At 63.9% G+C, this 12,509-nt stretch carries 14 protein-coding genes and 1 pseudogene; 12 read left to right on the top strand and 3 right to left on the bottom strand.

Annotation, left to right across the window (positions count from 1 at the left end):
- From BLW02_RS17005 to BLW02_RS16985, 5 genes are all read left to right on the top strand, one after another.
- On the top strand, nt 1–309 hold a 309-nt coding region (locus BLW02_RS17005; RefSeq protein WP_139285397.1), incomplete at its 5' end, for a transposase.
- A gap of 17 nt (nt 310–326) precedes the next feature.
- Nucleotides 327–1,364 carry a LysR substrate-binding domain-containing protein gene (locus tag BLW02_RS17000; RefSeq protein ID WP_244273741.1) on the top strand — a complete coding sequence of 346 codons (1,038 nt, stop codon included), beginning with the start codon at nt 327–329 and terminating at the stop codon, nt 1,362–1,364.
- The gene (locus tag BLW02_RS16995; RefSeq protein ID WP_092700658.1) at nt 1,300–2,385 is read left to right on the top strand and encodes a DUF6817 domain-containing protein; all 1,086 of its coding nucleotides are present in this window, start codon (nt 1,300–1,302) and stop codon (nt 2,383–2,385) included. Before BLW02_RS17000 ends, BLW02_RS16995 begins: the two co-directional genes overlap by 65 nt.
- Before the next feature lie 115 nt (nt 2,386–2,500).
- The gene (locus BLW02_RS16990) at nt 2,501–3,298 is read left to right on the top strand and encodes a MetQ/NlpA family ABC transporter substrate-binding protein (protein ID WP_092700656.1); all 798 of its coding nucleotides are present in this window, start codon (nt 2,501–2,503) and stop codon (nt 3,296–3,298) included.
- Nucleotides 3,299–3,484: 186 nt separating this feature from the next.
- The gene (locus BLW02_RS16985) at nt 3,485–4,033 is read left to right on the top strand and encodes an NADPH-dependent FMN reductase (protein WP_092700654.1); all 549 of its coding nucleotides are present in this window, start codon (nt 3,485–3,487) and stop codon (nt 4,031–4,033) included.
- Nucleotides 4,034–4,176: 143 nt separating this feature from the next.
- Here BLW02_RS16985 and BLW02_RS16980 read toward each other — a convergent pair whose 3' ends face one another.
- Nucleotides 4,177–4,818 (bottom strand): FMN-dependent NADH-azoreductase, encoded by a 642-nt coding sequence (locus tag BLW02_RS16980; protein ID WP_092700671.1) that lies wholly within the window; start codon nt 4,816–4,818, stop codon nt 4,177–4,179.
- A 127-nt stretch (nt 4,819–4,945) separates the two neighbouring features.
- On the opposite strand from BLW02_RS16980, the gene BLW02_RS16975 reads away from it, so the two are divergent.
- The 7 genes from BLW02_RS16975 (at nt 4,946) to BLW02_RS16945 (ending at nt 11,537) form a co-directional block, all read left to right on the top strand.
- Nucleotides 4,946–5,893: a LysR family transcriptional regulator gene (locus BLW02_RS16975; RefSeq protein WP_092700652.1), complete on the top strand. Its 948-nt coding sequence runs from the start codon at nt 4,946–4,948 to the stop codon at nt 5,891–5,893.
- 101 nt (nt 5,894–5,994) lie between these two features.
- Nucleotides 5,995–6,585 (top strand): RBBP9/YdeN family alpha/beta hydrolase, encoded by a 591-nt coding sequence (locus BLW02_RS16970; protein WP_244273740.1) that lies wholly within the window; start codon nt 5,995–5,997, stop codon nt 6,583–6,585.
- A gap of 210 nt (nt 6,586–6,795) precedes the next feature.
- On the top strand, nt 6,796–7,797 hold the full coding sequence (locus BLW02_RS16965) for a sulfate ABC transporter substrate-binding protein (protein ID WP_092700667.1): 1,002 nt from the start codon (nt 6,796–6,798) through the stop codon (nt 7,795–7,797).
- Nucleotides 7,798–7,800: 3 nt separating this feature from the next.
- Nucleotides 7,801–8,679 carry a sulfate ABC transporter permease subunit CysT gene (gene cysT, locus BLW02_RS16960; protein WP_092700650.1) on the top strand — a complete coding sequence of 293 codons (879 nt, stop codon included), beginning with the start codon at nt 7,801–7,803 and terminating at the stop codon, nt 8,677–8,679.
- Nucleotides 8,680–8,823: 144 nt separating this feature from the next.
- Nucleotides 8,824–9,723: a sulfate ABC transporter permease subunit CysW gene (gene cysW, locus BLW02_RS16955; protein WP_092700664.1), complete on the top strand. Its 900-nt coding sequence runs from the start codon at nt 8,824–8,826 to the stop codon at nt 9,721–9,723.
- A 12-nt stretch (nt 9,724–9,735) separates the two neighbouring features.
- Nucleotides 9,736–10,860, top strand: coding sequence for a sulfate/molybdate ABC transporter ATP-binding protein (locus tag BLW02_RS16950; protein ID WP_092700647.1), 1,125 nt, complete (start codon nt 9,736–9,738; stop codon nt 10,858–10,860).
- A 146-nt stretch (nt 10,861–11,006) separates the two neighbouring features.
- Entirely contained in the window at nt 11,007–11,537 is a 531-nt protein-coding gene (locus BLW02_RS16945; protein WP_092700644.1) for a disulfide bond formation protein B, read from the top strand.
- Nucleotides 11,538–11,609: 72 nt separating this feature from the next.
- On the opposite strand, the gene BLW02_RS20465 is transcribed toward BLW02_RS16945, so the two are convergent.
- Together BLW02_RS20465 and BLW02_RS20460 are read right to left on the bottom strand one after the other, a co-directional pair.
- Entirely contained in the window at nt 11,610–11,828 is a 219-nt protein-coding gene (locus BLW02_RS20465) for a hypothetical protein (RefSeq protein ID WP_167544080.1), read from the bottom strand.
- A gap of 198 nt (nt 11,829–12,026) precedes the next feature.
- A pseudogene (locus BLW02_RS20460) lies at nt 12,027–12,482 on the bottom strand (glutathione S-transferase); the annotation flags it as partial.
- Nucleotides 12,483–12,509: the final 27 nt, after the last annotated feature.

Raw genomic sequence — 12,509 nt, 5'->3', positions numbered from 1 at the left:
CGTCGATCCAAACATCTGTGCGCCGATGCGGGCTATCGGGGCAAAGGCGCCATGGCCGTGATCCTTGCCCATGGCTATATCCCGCATGTGGTCAGTCGCAAGAGCGAAGCGGCGCAGAAAAAGCGAGAGCCAAAGAAGAAGGCCCGCCGCTGGGTGGTCGAGGCCTGTCATGGCTGGTTCAACCGATTCAGGAAACTATTGGTGCGCTACGAAAAGCTCGAACACACCTTCCTGGCGCTCAACCACCTGGCGGCAGCCATCATCGCCCTGCGCAAGATCGAGCTGCCAGTCAACATTATTTACGGATAAATTCTAAGAGAGATTCGATGAGCTCCACCATCCAGCCCGCAGAATTGGGTTTCTTTTCGGCGCTGGCCGCCAGCCCCAGCCTGAGCGCCGCGGGGCGCGAAATGGGCATTTCCACGGCGGCGGTCAGCAAACACCTGGCGCAGATGGAACGCCGCCTGGGCGTGGTGCTCATCAACCGCACCACCCGGCGCATGGGCCTCACCCCCGAGGGCGAACTGCTGCTGGAGCACGCGCGCCGCATCCTGCGCGAGATCGATGCGCTCGACGAACTTATCGTGCAGTCCAAGGCCAGCCCCAAGGGCCTGCTGCGGGTGAATGCCACCCTGGGGTTTGGCCGCATGCACGTTGCCCCGGTGATCTCGGACTTTGTGCGCCAGTACCCCGAGGTGGATGTGCAGCTGCAGCTGCAGCTGTCGGTGCACCCGCCGCCCATCACCGACGATGCCTATGACCTGTGCGTGCGCTTTGGCGAGCCGCCCGACGGCCGTGTGATTGCCCGCCGCATCGCGCCCAATCGGCGCGTGCTGTGCGCCGCGCCTGCCTACCTGGACCGCCACGGCAGGCCCCGCGTGCCGCGCGATCTGATGGAGCACCAGTGCATCGGCATCCGCCAGGGCGACGAGGCCTATGGCCTGTGGCGCCTGACCACCGGGCGCGGCAGCAAGGCGCACACCGAGTCGATCAAGATCACCGGCAACCTGACCACCAACGACGGTGAGATCGCCGTGCTGTGGGCGCTGCAGGGCCACGGCATCGTGATGCGTGCCGATTGGGATGTGAACCGCCACCTGGCGCAAGGCCTGCTGGAGCCCGTGCTGGCGCAGTACCACACGCCTGCGGCCGACATCTATGCGGTGTACCCGCAGCGGCATCAGTTTTCGACGCGGGTGCAGGCGTTCGTGGGGTTCCTGGCCGAGGCGCTGGCAGCTTCGGGGGTGCCAAGCACCGATACTGTGCGCTTCACCGACCGACTGACGGAGACAACACGCCATGACCCTGCGCTTGCACCCCCTGGACCAGCAGCTTTTTACCCGCGCCCAGGCGCTGCTGGATGACGAGTGGATTGCCCACGACCTCGACCTGGCCCCGGTGCTGCCCACCGTGCTGGCCCGCAATGTGGGGCAGGACTGGCACAAGGCGGGCACCTTCCGCCACCACCTGGTGGGCGTGGCGCGCTCGCTCACGCTGTGGCAGCAACCGCGTGATGTGCGCCTGCTGGGCTTGCTGCACAGCGTGTACGGCAATGCCTTTGTGGATCTGGTTAAGTTCGACCCGGCCAGCGAGCGTGCCCGCCTGCGCGATCTGGTGGGCGAGCCGGCCGAGCTCCTCGTGTACCTGTTCTGTACCCAGTCGCGCACGCAGTTCGTGCAGCGCGTGCTGGGCGGTGGGCTGCAGGCCGATGGCAGCCTGGCGCTCGACAAGGACGGGCAGCGCCATGTGCTCACGCCCTACGAGGTGGCCGCCTTCATTGTGGTGAGCATGGCCGACACCATCGAGCAATGGTTCAGCTGGCAGGACGATATCTACTCGCGCTTTCCCAACGTGCAGCACCGCCCGCAGGCCGTGCACTGGGCGGCATCGCTGTGGCCCGGGCCCATGCGGCCCACGGGGCGCATGCTGCACCAGATCGCAGCGCTGGGGCAGGCGCTGCAGCACCCTGGGCTCGTGGGGCTGCTGCCGCTGCCGCCGGTGTTTGCCGGCTGCACGCAGCACCTGTCGGTGGCGGCCGAGTCGGCGGCCACCTCGCTGTACTGGTCGGTGATCCAGCAAGACCAGCCGCTGGTGGATGTGGACGTGGCCACCGCCGTGCTGGAGCAGGCCGTGCGCCACAACCCCTGGGTGGGCGAGCCGCAGATGGTGCTGGCGCAGCTGTATCTTTCGGCGGGCCGGTGTGACGACGCCAGGCACGCCGCCCAGAGTGCGCTGCAGTGCTTCAGCGCCTGGGGCAATGCGTGGGACAAGCGCGTGCAGTGGGACGCCTGGGTGGCCTGGACGCGCATCCTGCTGCAGTCCGCCACCGAAGCCACCTGGCCCGAGCGGCTGGACAAACTCAACAATGTGGCGCTGCGTGGTTGATGGGCAATGGGCGGTTCGTTATGCAGTATTGAGCTAATGAAATAAAGAAACGGTTGTTTGCGTTTTATAGGGTCAACCCTAAGATGCGAAGAATCTCTTAACGAAAGGTGTCTCCGTGAACAAGCGCTCCCTGCTGCAATCCACCCTCGCTCTGGCCCTGGCCGCCGGTTTCACCACGGGCGCGCTGGCGCAGGACAAGCCGCTCAAGATCGGCGTGACGGCCGGCCCGCACGCCCAGATCTTCGAGCAGGTCAAGAAAGTGGCCGAGAAGGACGGCCTGAAAATCCAGGTGATCGAGTTCAGCGACTACGTGCAGCCCAACGCCGCCCTGGCCGCGGGCGACCTGGACGCCAACGCCTACCAGCACAAGCCTTACCTCGATGCCCAGGTGAAAGACCGGGGCTACAAGATCGTCTCCGTGGGCTACACCGTCAACTTCCCCATGGGCCTGTACTCGAAGAAGGTCAAGGGCCTGAACGAGCTCAAGGAAGGTGCGCGTTTTGGCCTGCCCAACGACCCCACCAATGGCGGCCGTGCGCTGCTGCTGTTGCAGGACAAGGGCCTGATCAAGCTCAAGGAGGGTGCCGGCCTCAAGGCCACGCCGCTCGATGTGGTGAGCAATCCCAGGAAGCTCAAGTTTGTCGAGCTGGACGCTGCCCAGCTGCCGCGCTCACTGGACGACCTGGACGCCTCGGCCGTCAACACCAACTTTGCGATCTCGGCCGGCCTGAACCCCAAGACCGACGCCATCGCCCTGGAAAGCGCTAAGAGCCCGTATGTGAACCTGATCGCCGTGCGCGAAGCCGACAAGAACAAGCCCTGGGTGCCCCAGCTGCTCAAGGCCTACCAATCCGAGGAGATCCGCAAGTTCATCGAAGTGGAGTTCAAGGGGTCGGTGCTGCCCGGGTTCTGATTTTTGCTACTCAAAAAATAGCTGCTGACGCTTTGCAATCAAGCGCCAGCAGCTTTTTTCATGGTCCATTCTGCTGGGTTGGCAGGCTGTGTGGTTGTCCTGGTTCGCCGCTGGCATGGGGTGTCCTGAAACGCTACCATGGCCTCCCGGTGCTTTGCCGGGTGTTTTCGTCCTCAGGAGGTTTTCATGAGCCAGTACAACATCGCCGTCATCGTCGGCAGTCTTCGCAAGGATTCATTCAACCGCAAGCTGGCTACGGCGCTGGCCCGGCTGGCGCCCGCAGACTTCAGCTTCACGCAGCTGCGCCTGGACGATCTGCCGCTCTACAACCAGGACGACGATGGCCAGCAGGCTGCATCGGTGCTGCGCTTCAAGGGTGAGGTCAAGGCCGCGCAGGGCGTGCTGTTTGTCACGGCGGAATACAACCGCTCGATTCCAGGGGTACTGAAGAACGCCATCGACAACGCCTCACGCCCCTACGGGCAAAGCGCCTGGGCCGGCAAGCCGGCGGGGGTGATTGGTGCATCGGTGGGCGCCATTGGCACCTCGATGGCGCAGCAGCACCTGCGCAATGTGCTGGCCTACCTCGACATGCCCACGCTGGGCCAGCCCGAGGCCTTCATCCATGCCAAGGAAGGGTTGTTCGATGCCGATGGCGGCATCGGTGCGGGTAGCCGCGAGTTTTTGCAGGGCTGGATGAACCAGTACGTGGCCTGGATCAAGAAGCACGCCTGAGTTGTGCTGGTGAATAAATAGCGGCTCACGCGTGTTGGACATGCAATAGAGCCGTATTTGAAACCAAACGCAGAAAACCCGGCGCAAGGCCGGGCTTCATGAATGGCGAGAGAGAAAACAGGGCGCCCGTGGCGCCCTGTGTCTCAGGCAACTTGCGTTGCCTGGGCCTGGTTGGCGGCAGCCTGGTTGCGGATGGCCTGGGCGGCATCGGCCAGAGCCTGGGCCTTGGCGGCGTCGCCCATGGCCACGCCTTCAGCGCGCACAAAGCGCACATCGGTCACACCGAAGAAGCCCAGCACAACCTTGAGATAGCTCTCCTGGTGTTCCATGGCCTGACCGCCTTCGCTGGTGGAATACACGCCGCCACGGGTGGAGGCAATGATCACCGTCTTGCCCTTGGCCAGGCCTTCGGGGCCGTTGGCGGTGTACTGGAATGTGCGGCCGGGCTGGGCAATGCGGTCAATCCAGGCCTTCAGCTGGGTGGGAATGCTGAAGTTGTAGAACGGGGCTCCAATCACCACCACATCGGCCGCCAGGAACTGGCTCACCAGTTGCTCGGACACGGCGTTCTCGCGCTTTTGCACTTCGCTCAGGCCATCGGTCTGGCCGGTACGGGGCGCCATGGCGTCCATGGTGAAGTGGGCGGGAGCATTGGCCACCAGGTCGAGATAGCTCACCTGGGTGCCAGGGTGGTTGGCCTGGTAGGCCGCCACGATCTGTGCGGTCAACTGGCGCGAAACGGAATTGGCACCGGTGATGGCGGAATCAATGTGAAGCAGTTGCATGAGGTTCTCCGGGGGGGTGTAGGGAGCCACCTGGTGTGGCCTGGGTATCAATTGTCGATGGATCTTGATTTGTTGATAAGCCAGCAAAATTGCGATAGATTGTCCCGCTTATAGGACAATCATCGCCATGCAAGATCTCAACGACATGCTGTATTTCGCCGAAGTGGTGGAGCGTGGTGGGTTTGCCGCTGCGGGCCGAGCCCTGGGCATTCCCAAATCCCGGCTGTCGCGGCGGGTGTCGGAGCTGGAAACCCAGCTGGGCGTGCGCCTGTTGCAGCGCACCACGCGCAAGCTCTCGCTGACCGAAGTGGGCGAGGCCTATCTGCGCCACTGCCAGGCCATGCGCGAATCGGCCCAGGCCGCGGCCGACACCGTGGCCCAGGTGCAGACCACCCCGCGCGGCACCATCCGCGTGAGCTGCCCCGTCACGCTGGCGCAGACGGTGCTGGCCGAGCTGATGCCGCAGTTTCTGGCCACCTATCCCGAAGTGCGGGTCGAGATGCTGGTGAGCAACCGCGCGGTGAATCTGGTGGAGGAGGGCATCGACGTGGCGCTGCGCGTGCGTTCCACGCTGGAGGACAGTGGCAGCATGGTCGTCAAGCGCCTCGACGATGCCCGGCAGATTCTGGTGGCCAGCCCCGACTTGCTGGCGCGCCAGGGCATGCCGCGCACACTGGAAGACCTGGCCCGGCTGGACAGCATTGCCATGTCGGCCGTGGATGGGCGCTCCACGCTGCGTCTCGTCGGCGAAGGCGGCCGTGAACAGACGGTGCACCACCAGCCGCGCTATGTGGCCGATGACTTGCTCACCCTCAAATTCGCCGCCCTGGCTGGCACCGGCATGTGCTGGCTGCCCGACTACATGTGCATCGAAGAGTTGCGCGTGGGCCGCCTGGTGCACTTGCTGCCCGACTGGGCGCCACCACGCGGCATCGTGCATGCGGTGTTTCCTTCGCGCCGGGGACTGTCGCCCGCGGTGCGGCGGTTTCTGGACTATTTGGGCGAAACCATGCCGGGTTGCAGCAGCCAGGTCACCCGCATGGCCGGACAGGGGTTGGATGGCGCAGGCATCTAGGCGTCTAGCCCCTTCCATGGTTTGAATAGATGTTTTGGCGATTAAATAACAAGAATTAAGTCGTTTGGGTTTTAAAGAGTGGATCGCAGAATGCCAGCGCTGTGACCACCACTTCCATCATCATCGTTCCGGGCTGGCGCGACTCCGGCCCCGGCCATTGGCAAAGCCTGTGGGCCGAGCGCCTGCCCCAGGCCCGCTGCGTGGTGCAGGATGACTGGATCACGCCCACGCGGCTGGCGTGGGTGGGCCAGCTTGAAAAGACCGTGCTGGCTGCGCCCCACCCCGTGGTCATCGTGGCGCACAGCCTGGGCTGCATTGCCGTCACCCATATGGGCGCGCAAGCCGCAGCCCGCGTGTGCGGCGCGCTGCTGGTGGCCCCGGCCGATCCCGAGCGCCGCGCCGTCCTGAACGACTTTGCGCCCGTGCCCTTTGCTGCGCTGCCCTACCGTTCCATCGTGGTGGCCAGCAGCAACGACCCGTATTGCCCCATCCGCCTGGCGGGTGCCTACGCACGGGCCTGGGGCAGCGAATTCGTGCGCATGCAGAACGCCGGGCACCTCAATATCGACTCCGGCCATGGCGAATGGCCGCTGGGCTGGGCGCTGCTGCAGTCGTTGCAGGGCGAGCCCACCGTGGTCCGCGCCCCGGTGCCCGGCCATGCGCAGGCTTCGCCTGCAGCGCCGGTGTTGTAAAAATACTTCTGAATCAATAGCTACTTGTGCTTACGAGTAAAGCACTGGCGGCAGTTTTTGGTGAAGCACACCATGTCTTTCGCATTCTGGTCTGCAAGCTGAACTTTCTATATTATTAAATTCGATTAATTAACAAAAATATATTCTTTTGAGTTTTAAGCGTCATTCCGCACAATGGTCAATCCCCAGCTTTTCATCAGGCGACGCACCATGACGACTTCTCTGAAACTCAAGACCCTTCTGGCCGCACTGGCCCTGGCGAGCAGTGGTTTGGCTGCTGCGCAGAACCAGCTGCTCAATGTGTCGTACGACGTAGCCCGCGAGTTCTACAAGGACTACAACGCAGCGTTTGCCGCGCATTACAAGAAGACCACCGGCCAGGACGTGAAGATCGACCAGTCGCACGCCGGCTCCAGCGCCCAGGCGCGCGCCGTGAACGACGGCCTGGCCGCCGATGTGGTCACCATGAACACCACCACCGATGTGCAGTTCCTGGCCGACAACGGCGTGGTCGCCAAGGATTGGTCCAAGAAGTTCCCCAACGATGCATCGCCCACCACGTCCACCATGCTGTTTCTGGTGCGCAACGGCAACCCCAAGGGCATCAAGGACTGGGACGACCTCATCAAGCCCGGTGTGCAGGTGATCGTGGTGAACCCCAAGACCGGTGGCAACGGCCGCTATGCCTACTTGGCCGCCTGGGGTGCCGTGCGCGAAAAGGGTGGCACCGATGCGCAGGCCGCCGAGTTTGTGGGCAAGCTCTACAAGAACGTGCCGGTGCTGGCCAAGGGCGGCCGCGACGCCACGGCCACGTTTTTGCAGCGCAACCAGGGCGACGTGCTGATCACGTTCGAATCCGAAGTGGTGTCGATCGACCGCGAGTTTGGCGCGGGCAAGGTCGATGCGATCTATCCGTCGGTGAGTGTGGTGGCCGAGAACCCCGTGGCCGTGGTCGAGCGCACTGTGGCCAAGAAGGGCACGGCGCAGCTGGCCAAGGCCTACCTGGATTACCTGTACTCCGACGAGGCGCAGGAAATCGCTGCCAAGCACGCCATTCGTCCGCGTTCGGAGAAAGTGCTCAAGAAGTACGAAGCCACGTTCAAGCCGCTCAAGCAGTTCACCGTGGCCAAGTACTTCGGCAGTCTGACCGAGGCGCAGAAGGTGCACTTCAACGATGGCGGCCAGTTCGACAAGCTGTATAGCGCCAAGTAAGCCATGAGTGCTGCGACCTCTGTGCCCGCGCGGGGCGCCGTGCCGCCCTCCGCGCAGGCCGGCCGGCGTACGCCCCAAAGGGTGCTGCCCGGCTTTGGCCTGACGCTGGGCTACACGCTGTTCTACTTGAGCATCATCGTGCTGATCCCGCTGTCGGCGCTGATCTTCAAGACCTTCACCCTGACCTGGGAGCAGTTCTGGGCCGCTGTCAGCGCTCCGCGCGTGCTGGCCTCGTACCGGCTCACTTTTGGCGCCTCTTTTCTGGCGGCGCTGGTCAATCTGGGGTTTGGCCTGCTGATCGCCTGGGTGCTGGTGCGCTACAAGTTTCCGGGCAAGAAAATCGCCGATGCGCTGGTGGACCTGCCGTTTGCGCTGCCCACCGCCGTGGCAGGTATTTCGCTCACCGCCTTGCTGGCCAGCAACGGCTGGGTCGGGCAAATCCTGGAGCCTCTGGGTATCCAGCTGGCGTTCAAGCCCGCCGGCATCGTGATCGCGCTCATTTTCATCGGTCTGCCGTTCGTGGTACGCACCGTGCAGCCCGTGCTCGAAGACGCCGAGAAAGAACTCGAAGAAGCGGCCACCTGCCTGGGCGCCACGCGTTTTCAGACCTTCACCAAGGTCATCCTGCCCTCCATCACGCCCGCGCTGCTCACCGGCTTTGCCATGGCGTTTGCGCGGGCGGTGGGTGAATACGGCTCGGTGATCTTCATCGCGGGCAACATGCCCATGGTGTCGGAGATCACACCGCTCATCATCATCGGCAAGCTGGAGCAGTACGACTATGCAGGCGCCACGGCCGTGGCGGTGGTGATGCTCGTGATTTCTTTCATCTTGCTCTTGGTCATCAACGCGCTGCAGGCCTGGCAGCGCCGGAAGTCATGAATCACCCCCTGAGTCGCTTCGCGCCTTCCCTCTCTCTCGCTTCGCGGGAGGGGGATGCACCCGGCGGCCTGGCAAAGCCAGTTCCACGGGGGCACTGGTCTGGGCTGCGCCCGCTTCAAGCGCACTGCGCCTTGCACAAACGACATGAATAATCGAACTGTTCGCCGCGCGCGCGCCGGCACGACCGAAGCGCCCTGGGTGCGCTACACGCTGATCGGCATGGCGCTGGCCTTCATGCTGCTGTTCCTGGTGCTGCCGCTCGCTGCCGTGTTTGCCGAGGCGCTGCGCAAGGGCTTTGGCGCCTACCTGGAAGGCCTGCGCGAGCCCGATGCCTGGTCGGCCATCAAGCTCACGCTTATTACTGCCTTGATTGCCGTACCGCTGAACCTGGTGTTTGGCGTGGCAGCCGCCTGGTGCATTGCCAAGTACGAGTTCCGGGGCAAGGCGTTTCTGACCACGCTGGTGGACCTGCCGTTTTCGGTATCGCCCGTGGTTGCCGGGCTGGTCTATGTGCTGATGTTCGGCGCCCAGGGCTGGTTCGGCCCCTGGCTGCAAGCGCACGACATCAAGATCATCTTTGCCGTGCCCGGCATCGTGCTGGCCACCGTGTTCGTGACCTTTCCATTCATTGCGCGCGAGCTGATCCCGCTGATGCAGGCCCAGGGCAACGACGAGGAGCAGGCCGCCATCGTGCTGGGCGCCACCGGCTGGCAGACCTTCTGGCACGTGACCCTGCCCAACATCAAGTGGGGCCTGCTCTATGGCGTGATTTTGTGCAATGCACGCGCCATGGGCGAGTTCGGCGCGGTGTCGGTGGTGTCGGGCCATATCCGCGGGCAGACCAACACCATCCCGCTGCATGTGGAAATTCTCTACAACGAGTACCAGTCGGTCGCCGCGTTTGCCGCCGCCTCTCTGCTGGCCTTGCTGGCCCTGGTCACCCTGGTCATCAAGACCATTGCCGAACACCGCAACGAGCAGGCCCTGAAAGCCGCCGCCGAGTTGCCGCCCGAGCGGCCCGCACCTGCGGCTGTCGCCCGCTGAAGGAAGAACACCATGAGCATTGAAATCCGCAACGTCAGCAAGCAGTTTGGCGACTTCCAGGCCCTGCGCGATGTCAGCCTCGATATCGCATCGGGCGAACTCATCGCGCTGCTGGGACCCTCGGGCTGCGGCAAGACCACCTTGCTGCGCATCATCGCGGGGCTGGAGACGCCCGACACCGGCAGCATCCACTTCAGCGGCGAAGACACCACCGACGTGCATGTGCGCGAGCGCAACGTGGGCTTCGTGTTCCAGCACTACGCGCTGTTCCGGCACATGACGGTGTTCGAGAACGTGGCCTTTGGCCTGCGCGTCAAGCCGCGCGGCCAGCGGCCCGGCGAAGCACAGATCAAGCAGAAGGTCATGGACCTGCTCAAGCTGGTGCAGCTGGACTGGCTGGCCGAGCGTTTCCCATCGCAGCTCTCGGGCGGCCAGCGCCAGCGGATCGCTCTGGCCCGGGCGCTGGCGGTGGAGCCCAAGGTGCTGCTGCTCGACGAGCCCTTTGGCGCGCTCGATGCCAAGGTGCGCAAGGAACTGCGCCGCTGGCTGCGCCGCCTGCACGACGAACTGCATGTGACCAGCATCTTTGTGACGCACGACCAGGAAGAAGCGCTGGAAGTGGCCGACCGTGTGGTTGTCATCAACCAGGGCCGCATCGAGCAAAGCGGCTCGCCCCAGCAGGTGTGGGACCAGCCGGCCAGCCCCTTCGTCTATGGTTTTCTGGGCGATGTGAACCTGTTCCACGGCCGTGCGCACGAGGGGCTGGTGCACCTCGAAGGCATCGAGCTGGATTCGCCCGAGCACAGCCAGGCGCAGAACGCCAAGGCCTTCGCCTATGTGCGCCCGCACGACCTGGATGTGGAACGCTATGCGCCCGGCGCCGGACTGGACGCCGCAGGCCGCCCGCGCGGCATCGTCGCGCAATTGAGCCGCGCCATCGTGGTGGGCCCCATTGCGCGGCTGGAACTTATTCCAATCGACGACCACAAACCAGCGGACAATGCGTCCCCGGACTCCTTGATCGAAGCGCAGATTCCTGCGCAGCAGTTCAAGGAAATGGGTTTCAAAGAGGGCGAAACGCTGGTGGTGACACCGCGCCGCGCCCGCGTTTTTCTGGACGAGGCCGCTGGGATTTGACCCCTTGAGCCGCTTCGCGTTTTTCCCCAAGGGGACGATGGCCTTTGTTGCGTGCGGGGCGGACCATGCTGGCCGTCTGCTGGCCTGGGCCGTGCCGGTTTCATGGGCAATGCCTTGGGCAATTGCTATTGGATAAGGGAGAAGGAATGAATTGGTTGACTACGGCCCCGCGCCGTGTACTCGCGCTCATCAGTGTGGCCTGTGTGGCCCTGCTGGCCTTTGGCATGTATCTGCAGCATGTGGTGGGCCTGGAGCCTTGCCCGATGTGCATCGTGCAACGCTATGCGCTCGTTGCTGTCGCAGTTTTCGCAGGCTTGGCAAGCGCAAGAGGCAACAAGGGCTGGTGGATGACATTCGCTGCGCTGGCCATGGTCTCGGCTGGTTTTGGCGCCTTCGTGGCGGCCCGCCAGAGCTGGCTGCAATGGTATCCCCCCGAAGTCGCCACCTGCGGCCGGGATTTCTACGGAATGATCGAGAACTATCCCATCAGCCGTTCCATCCCCATGATCTTCCGGGGCTCGGGCGACTGCACGGCGATCGACTGGACGTTTCTGGGTGGCTCGATCGCCAACTGGTCGTTTGTCTGCTTTGTGGGGTTTGCTGTGGTGTTGCTGGCGCTGGTGGTACGCGGCCTCAAGGGTGGGCAGAGCAGCGGTTCAGGCTATTCGATGGCCTGATGCCGGTGATGCACTCAACCCGCTAAAAAGGCGCTCCCCGGAGCGCCTTTTTCATTGGTGGACAGGTTTCGGCTAGATGAATACAACGTCACCCGCATCCAGGGATGGCGGACGCAACAGGTCCTCGTTGATGCCCATGGTCTGGCTGGCGCGCTCTACTGCCTGCCACAGTGGCGCAGGCATTTGCAATATCTCTTCGGGCGAGGAAGAGCGCGCGATCCATGCGCTGATCTGCAAGTGCTGCTCATGGGTTAGCAGGTCGAGGTGCAGCATCTCGTCGATGATCTTCATCTTTATGGGGCCAATCCGTGGTTCATGGAGGTTGCTCAGCCGCAGTGCACCTTGGGGCGGAAACGTCACGCCTTCGGTGCCATCCACCCAGGCTGGCAGTTTGTGCATCACGCGCTCGAACAGGCTGTTCGCCTGCCACCGCGCCAGCCAGGTCTGCAGATGCGGCCAGGGCTGGGCGGCCCACCAGTCTGCATCGATGCCGGCGAATTGGCGCACAAAGGGTGCAATGGCCATGTCGGCCAGGGCCGCATGGGAGCCGAACAGGTGGGGCTGGGTGGACAGGCGGGCATCCAGTGCGCTCAGCCAGGCCATGGCCTGCGCGCGCGCTGCGTCGATGGGAGCCTCGGGGTAGCGGCTGGGGTATTTGCAGCGGTCCAGCGCCTGCTTGAACGGGCCATCGCATTCCGCGATCAGGGCCAGCATGTCTTCCATGCTGCCGTGGCTTGGCGTGCGCCAGCCGTCGGGGTCGTGCTGCGCCAGCGCCCACAGCATGATGTGCAGGCTCTGCTCTAGCACCTGTCCACCGGGCAGCACCAGCACCGGTACGGTAGCCTTGGGCGACGCCTGCAGCAGACCCTGGGGTTTGTTCTTGAGCACCACCTCGCGCACTTCGCAGGTCTGGCCGCTCACCGCCAGTGCCAGCCGGGCGCGCATGGCGTAGGGGCAGCGGCGAAAGGAATA

It is taken from the genome of Acidovorax soli (assembly GCF_900107605.1).
Taxonomy (GTDB): Bacteria; Pseudomonadota; Gammaproteobacteria; order Burkholderiales; family Burkholderiaceae_C; genus Acidovorax; species Acidovorax soli.
This window is presented reverse-complemented; position numbering and strand designations above follow the sequence as displayed.

Bases quoted from the DNA above. Each gene is read 5' to 3' on its own strand.
- BLW02_RS16965 (WP_092700667.1), top strand. From the start codon at position 6,796: ATGACGACTTCTCTGAAACTCAAGACCCTTCTGGCCGCACTGGCCCTG.
- BLW02_RS16950 (WP_092700647.1), top strand. From the start codon at position 9,736: ATGAGCATTGAAATCCGCAACGTCAGCAAGCAGTTTGGCGACTTCCAG.
- BLW02_RS16975 (WP_092700652.1), top strand. From the start codon at position 4,946: ATGCAAGATCTCAACGACATGCTGTATTTCGCCGAAGTGGTGGAGCGT.
- BLW02_RS17000 (WP_244273741.1), top strand. From the start codon at position 327: ATGAGCTCCACCATCCAGCCCGCAGAATTGGGTTTCTTTTCGGCGCTG.
- BLW02_RS16980 (WP_092700671.1), bottom strand. From the start codon at position 4,818: ATGCAACTGCTTCACATTGATTCCGCCATCACCGGTGCCAATTCCGTT.
- BLW02_RS16945 (WP_092700644.1), top strand. From the start codon at position 11,007: ATGAATTGGTTGACTACGGCCCCGCGCCGTGTACTCGCGCTCATCAGT.
- BLW02_RS16995 (WP_092700658.1), top strand. From the start codon at position 1,300: ATGACCCTGCGCTTGCACCCCCTGGACCAGCAGCTTTTTACCCGCGCC.
- cysW (WP_092700664.1), top strand. From the start codon at position 8,824: ATGAATAATCGAACTGTTCGCCGCGCGCGCGCCGGCACGACCGAAGCG.
- BLW02_RS16985 (WP_092700654.1), top strand. From the start codon at position 3,485: ATGAGCCAGTACAACATCGCCGTCATCGTCGGCAGTCTTCGCAAGGAT.
- cysT (WP_092700650.1), top strand. From the start codon at position 7,801: ATGAGTGCTGCGACCTCTGTGCCCGCGCGGGGCGCCGTGCCGCCCTCC.
- BLW02_RS20465 (WP_167544080.1), bottom strand. From the start codon at position 11,828: ATGAAGATCATCGACGAGATGCTGCACCTCGACCTGCTAACCCATGAG.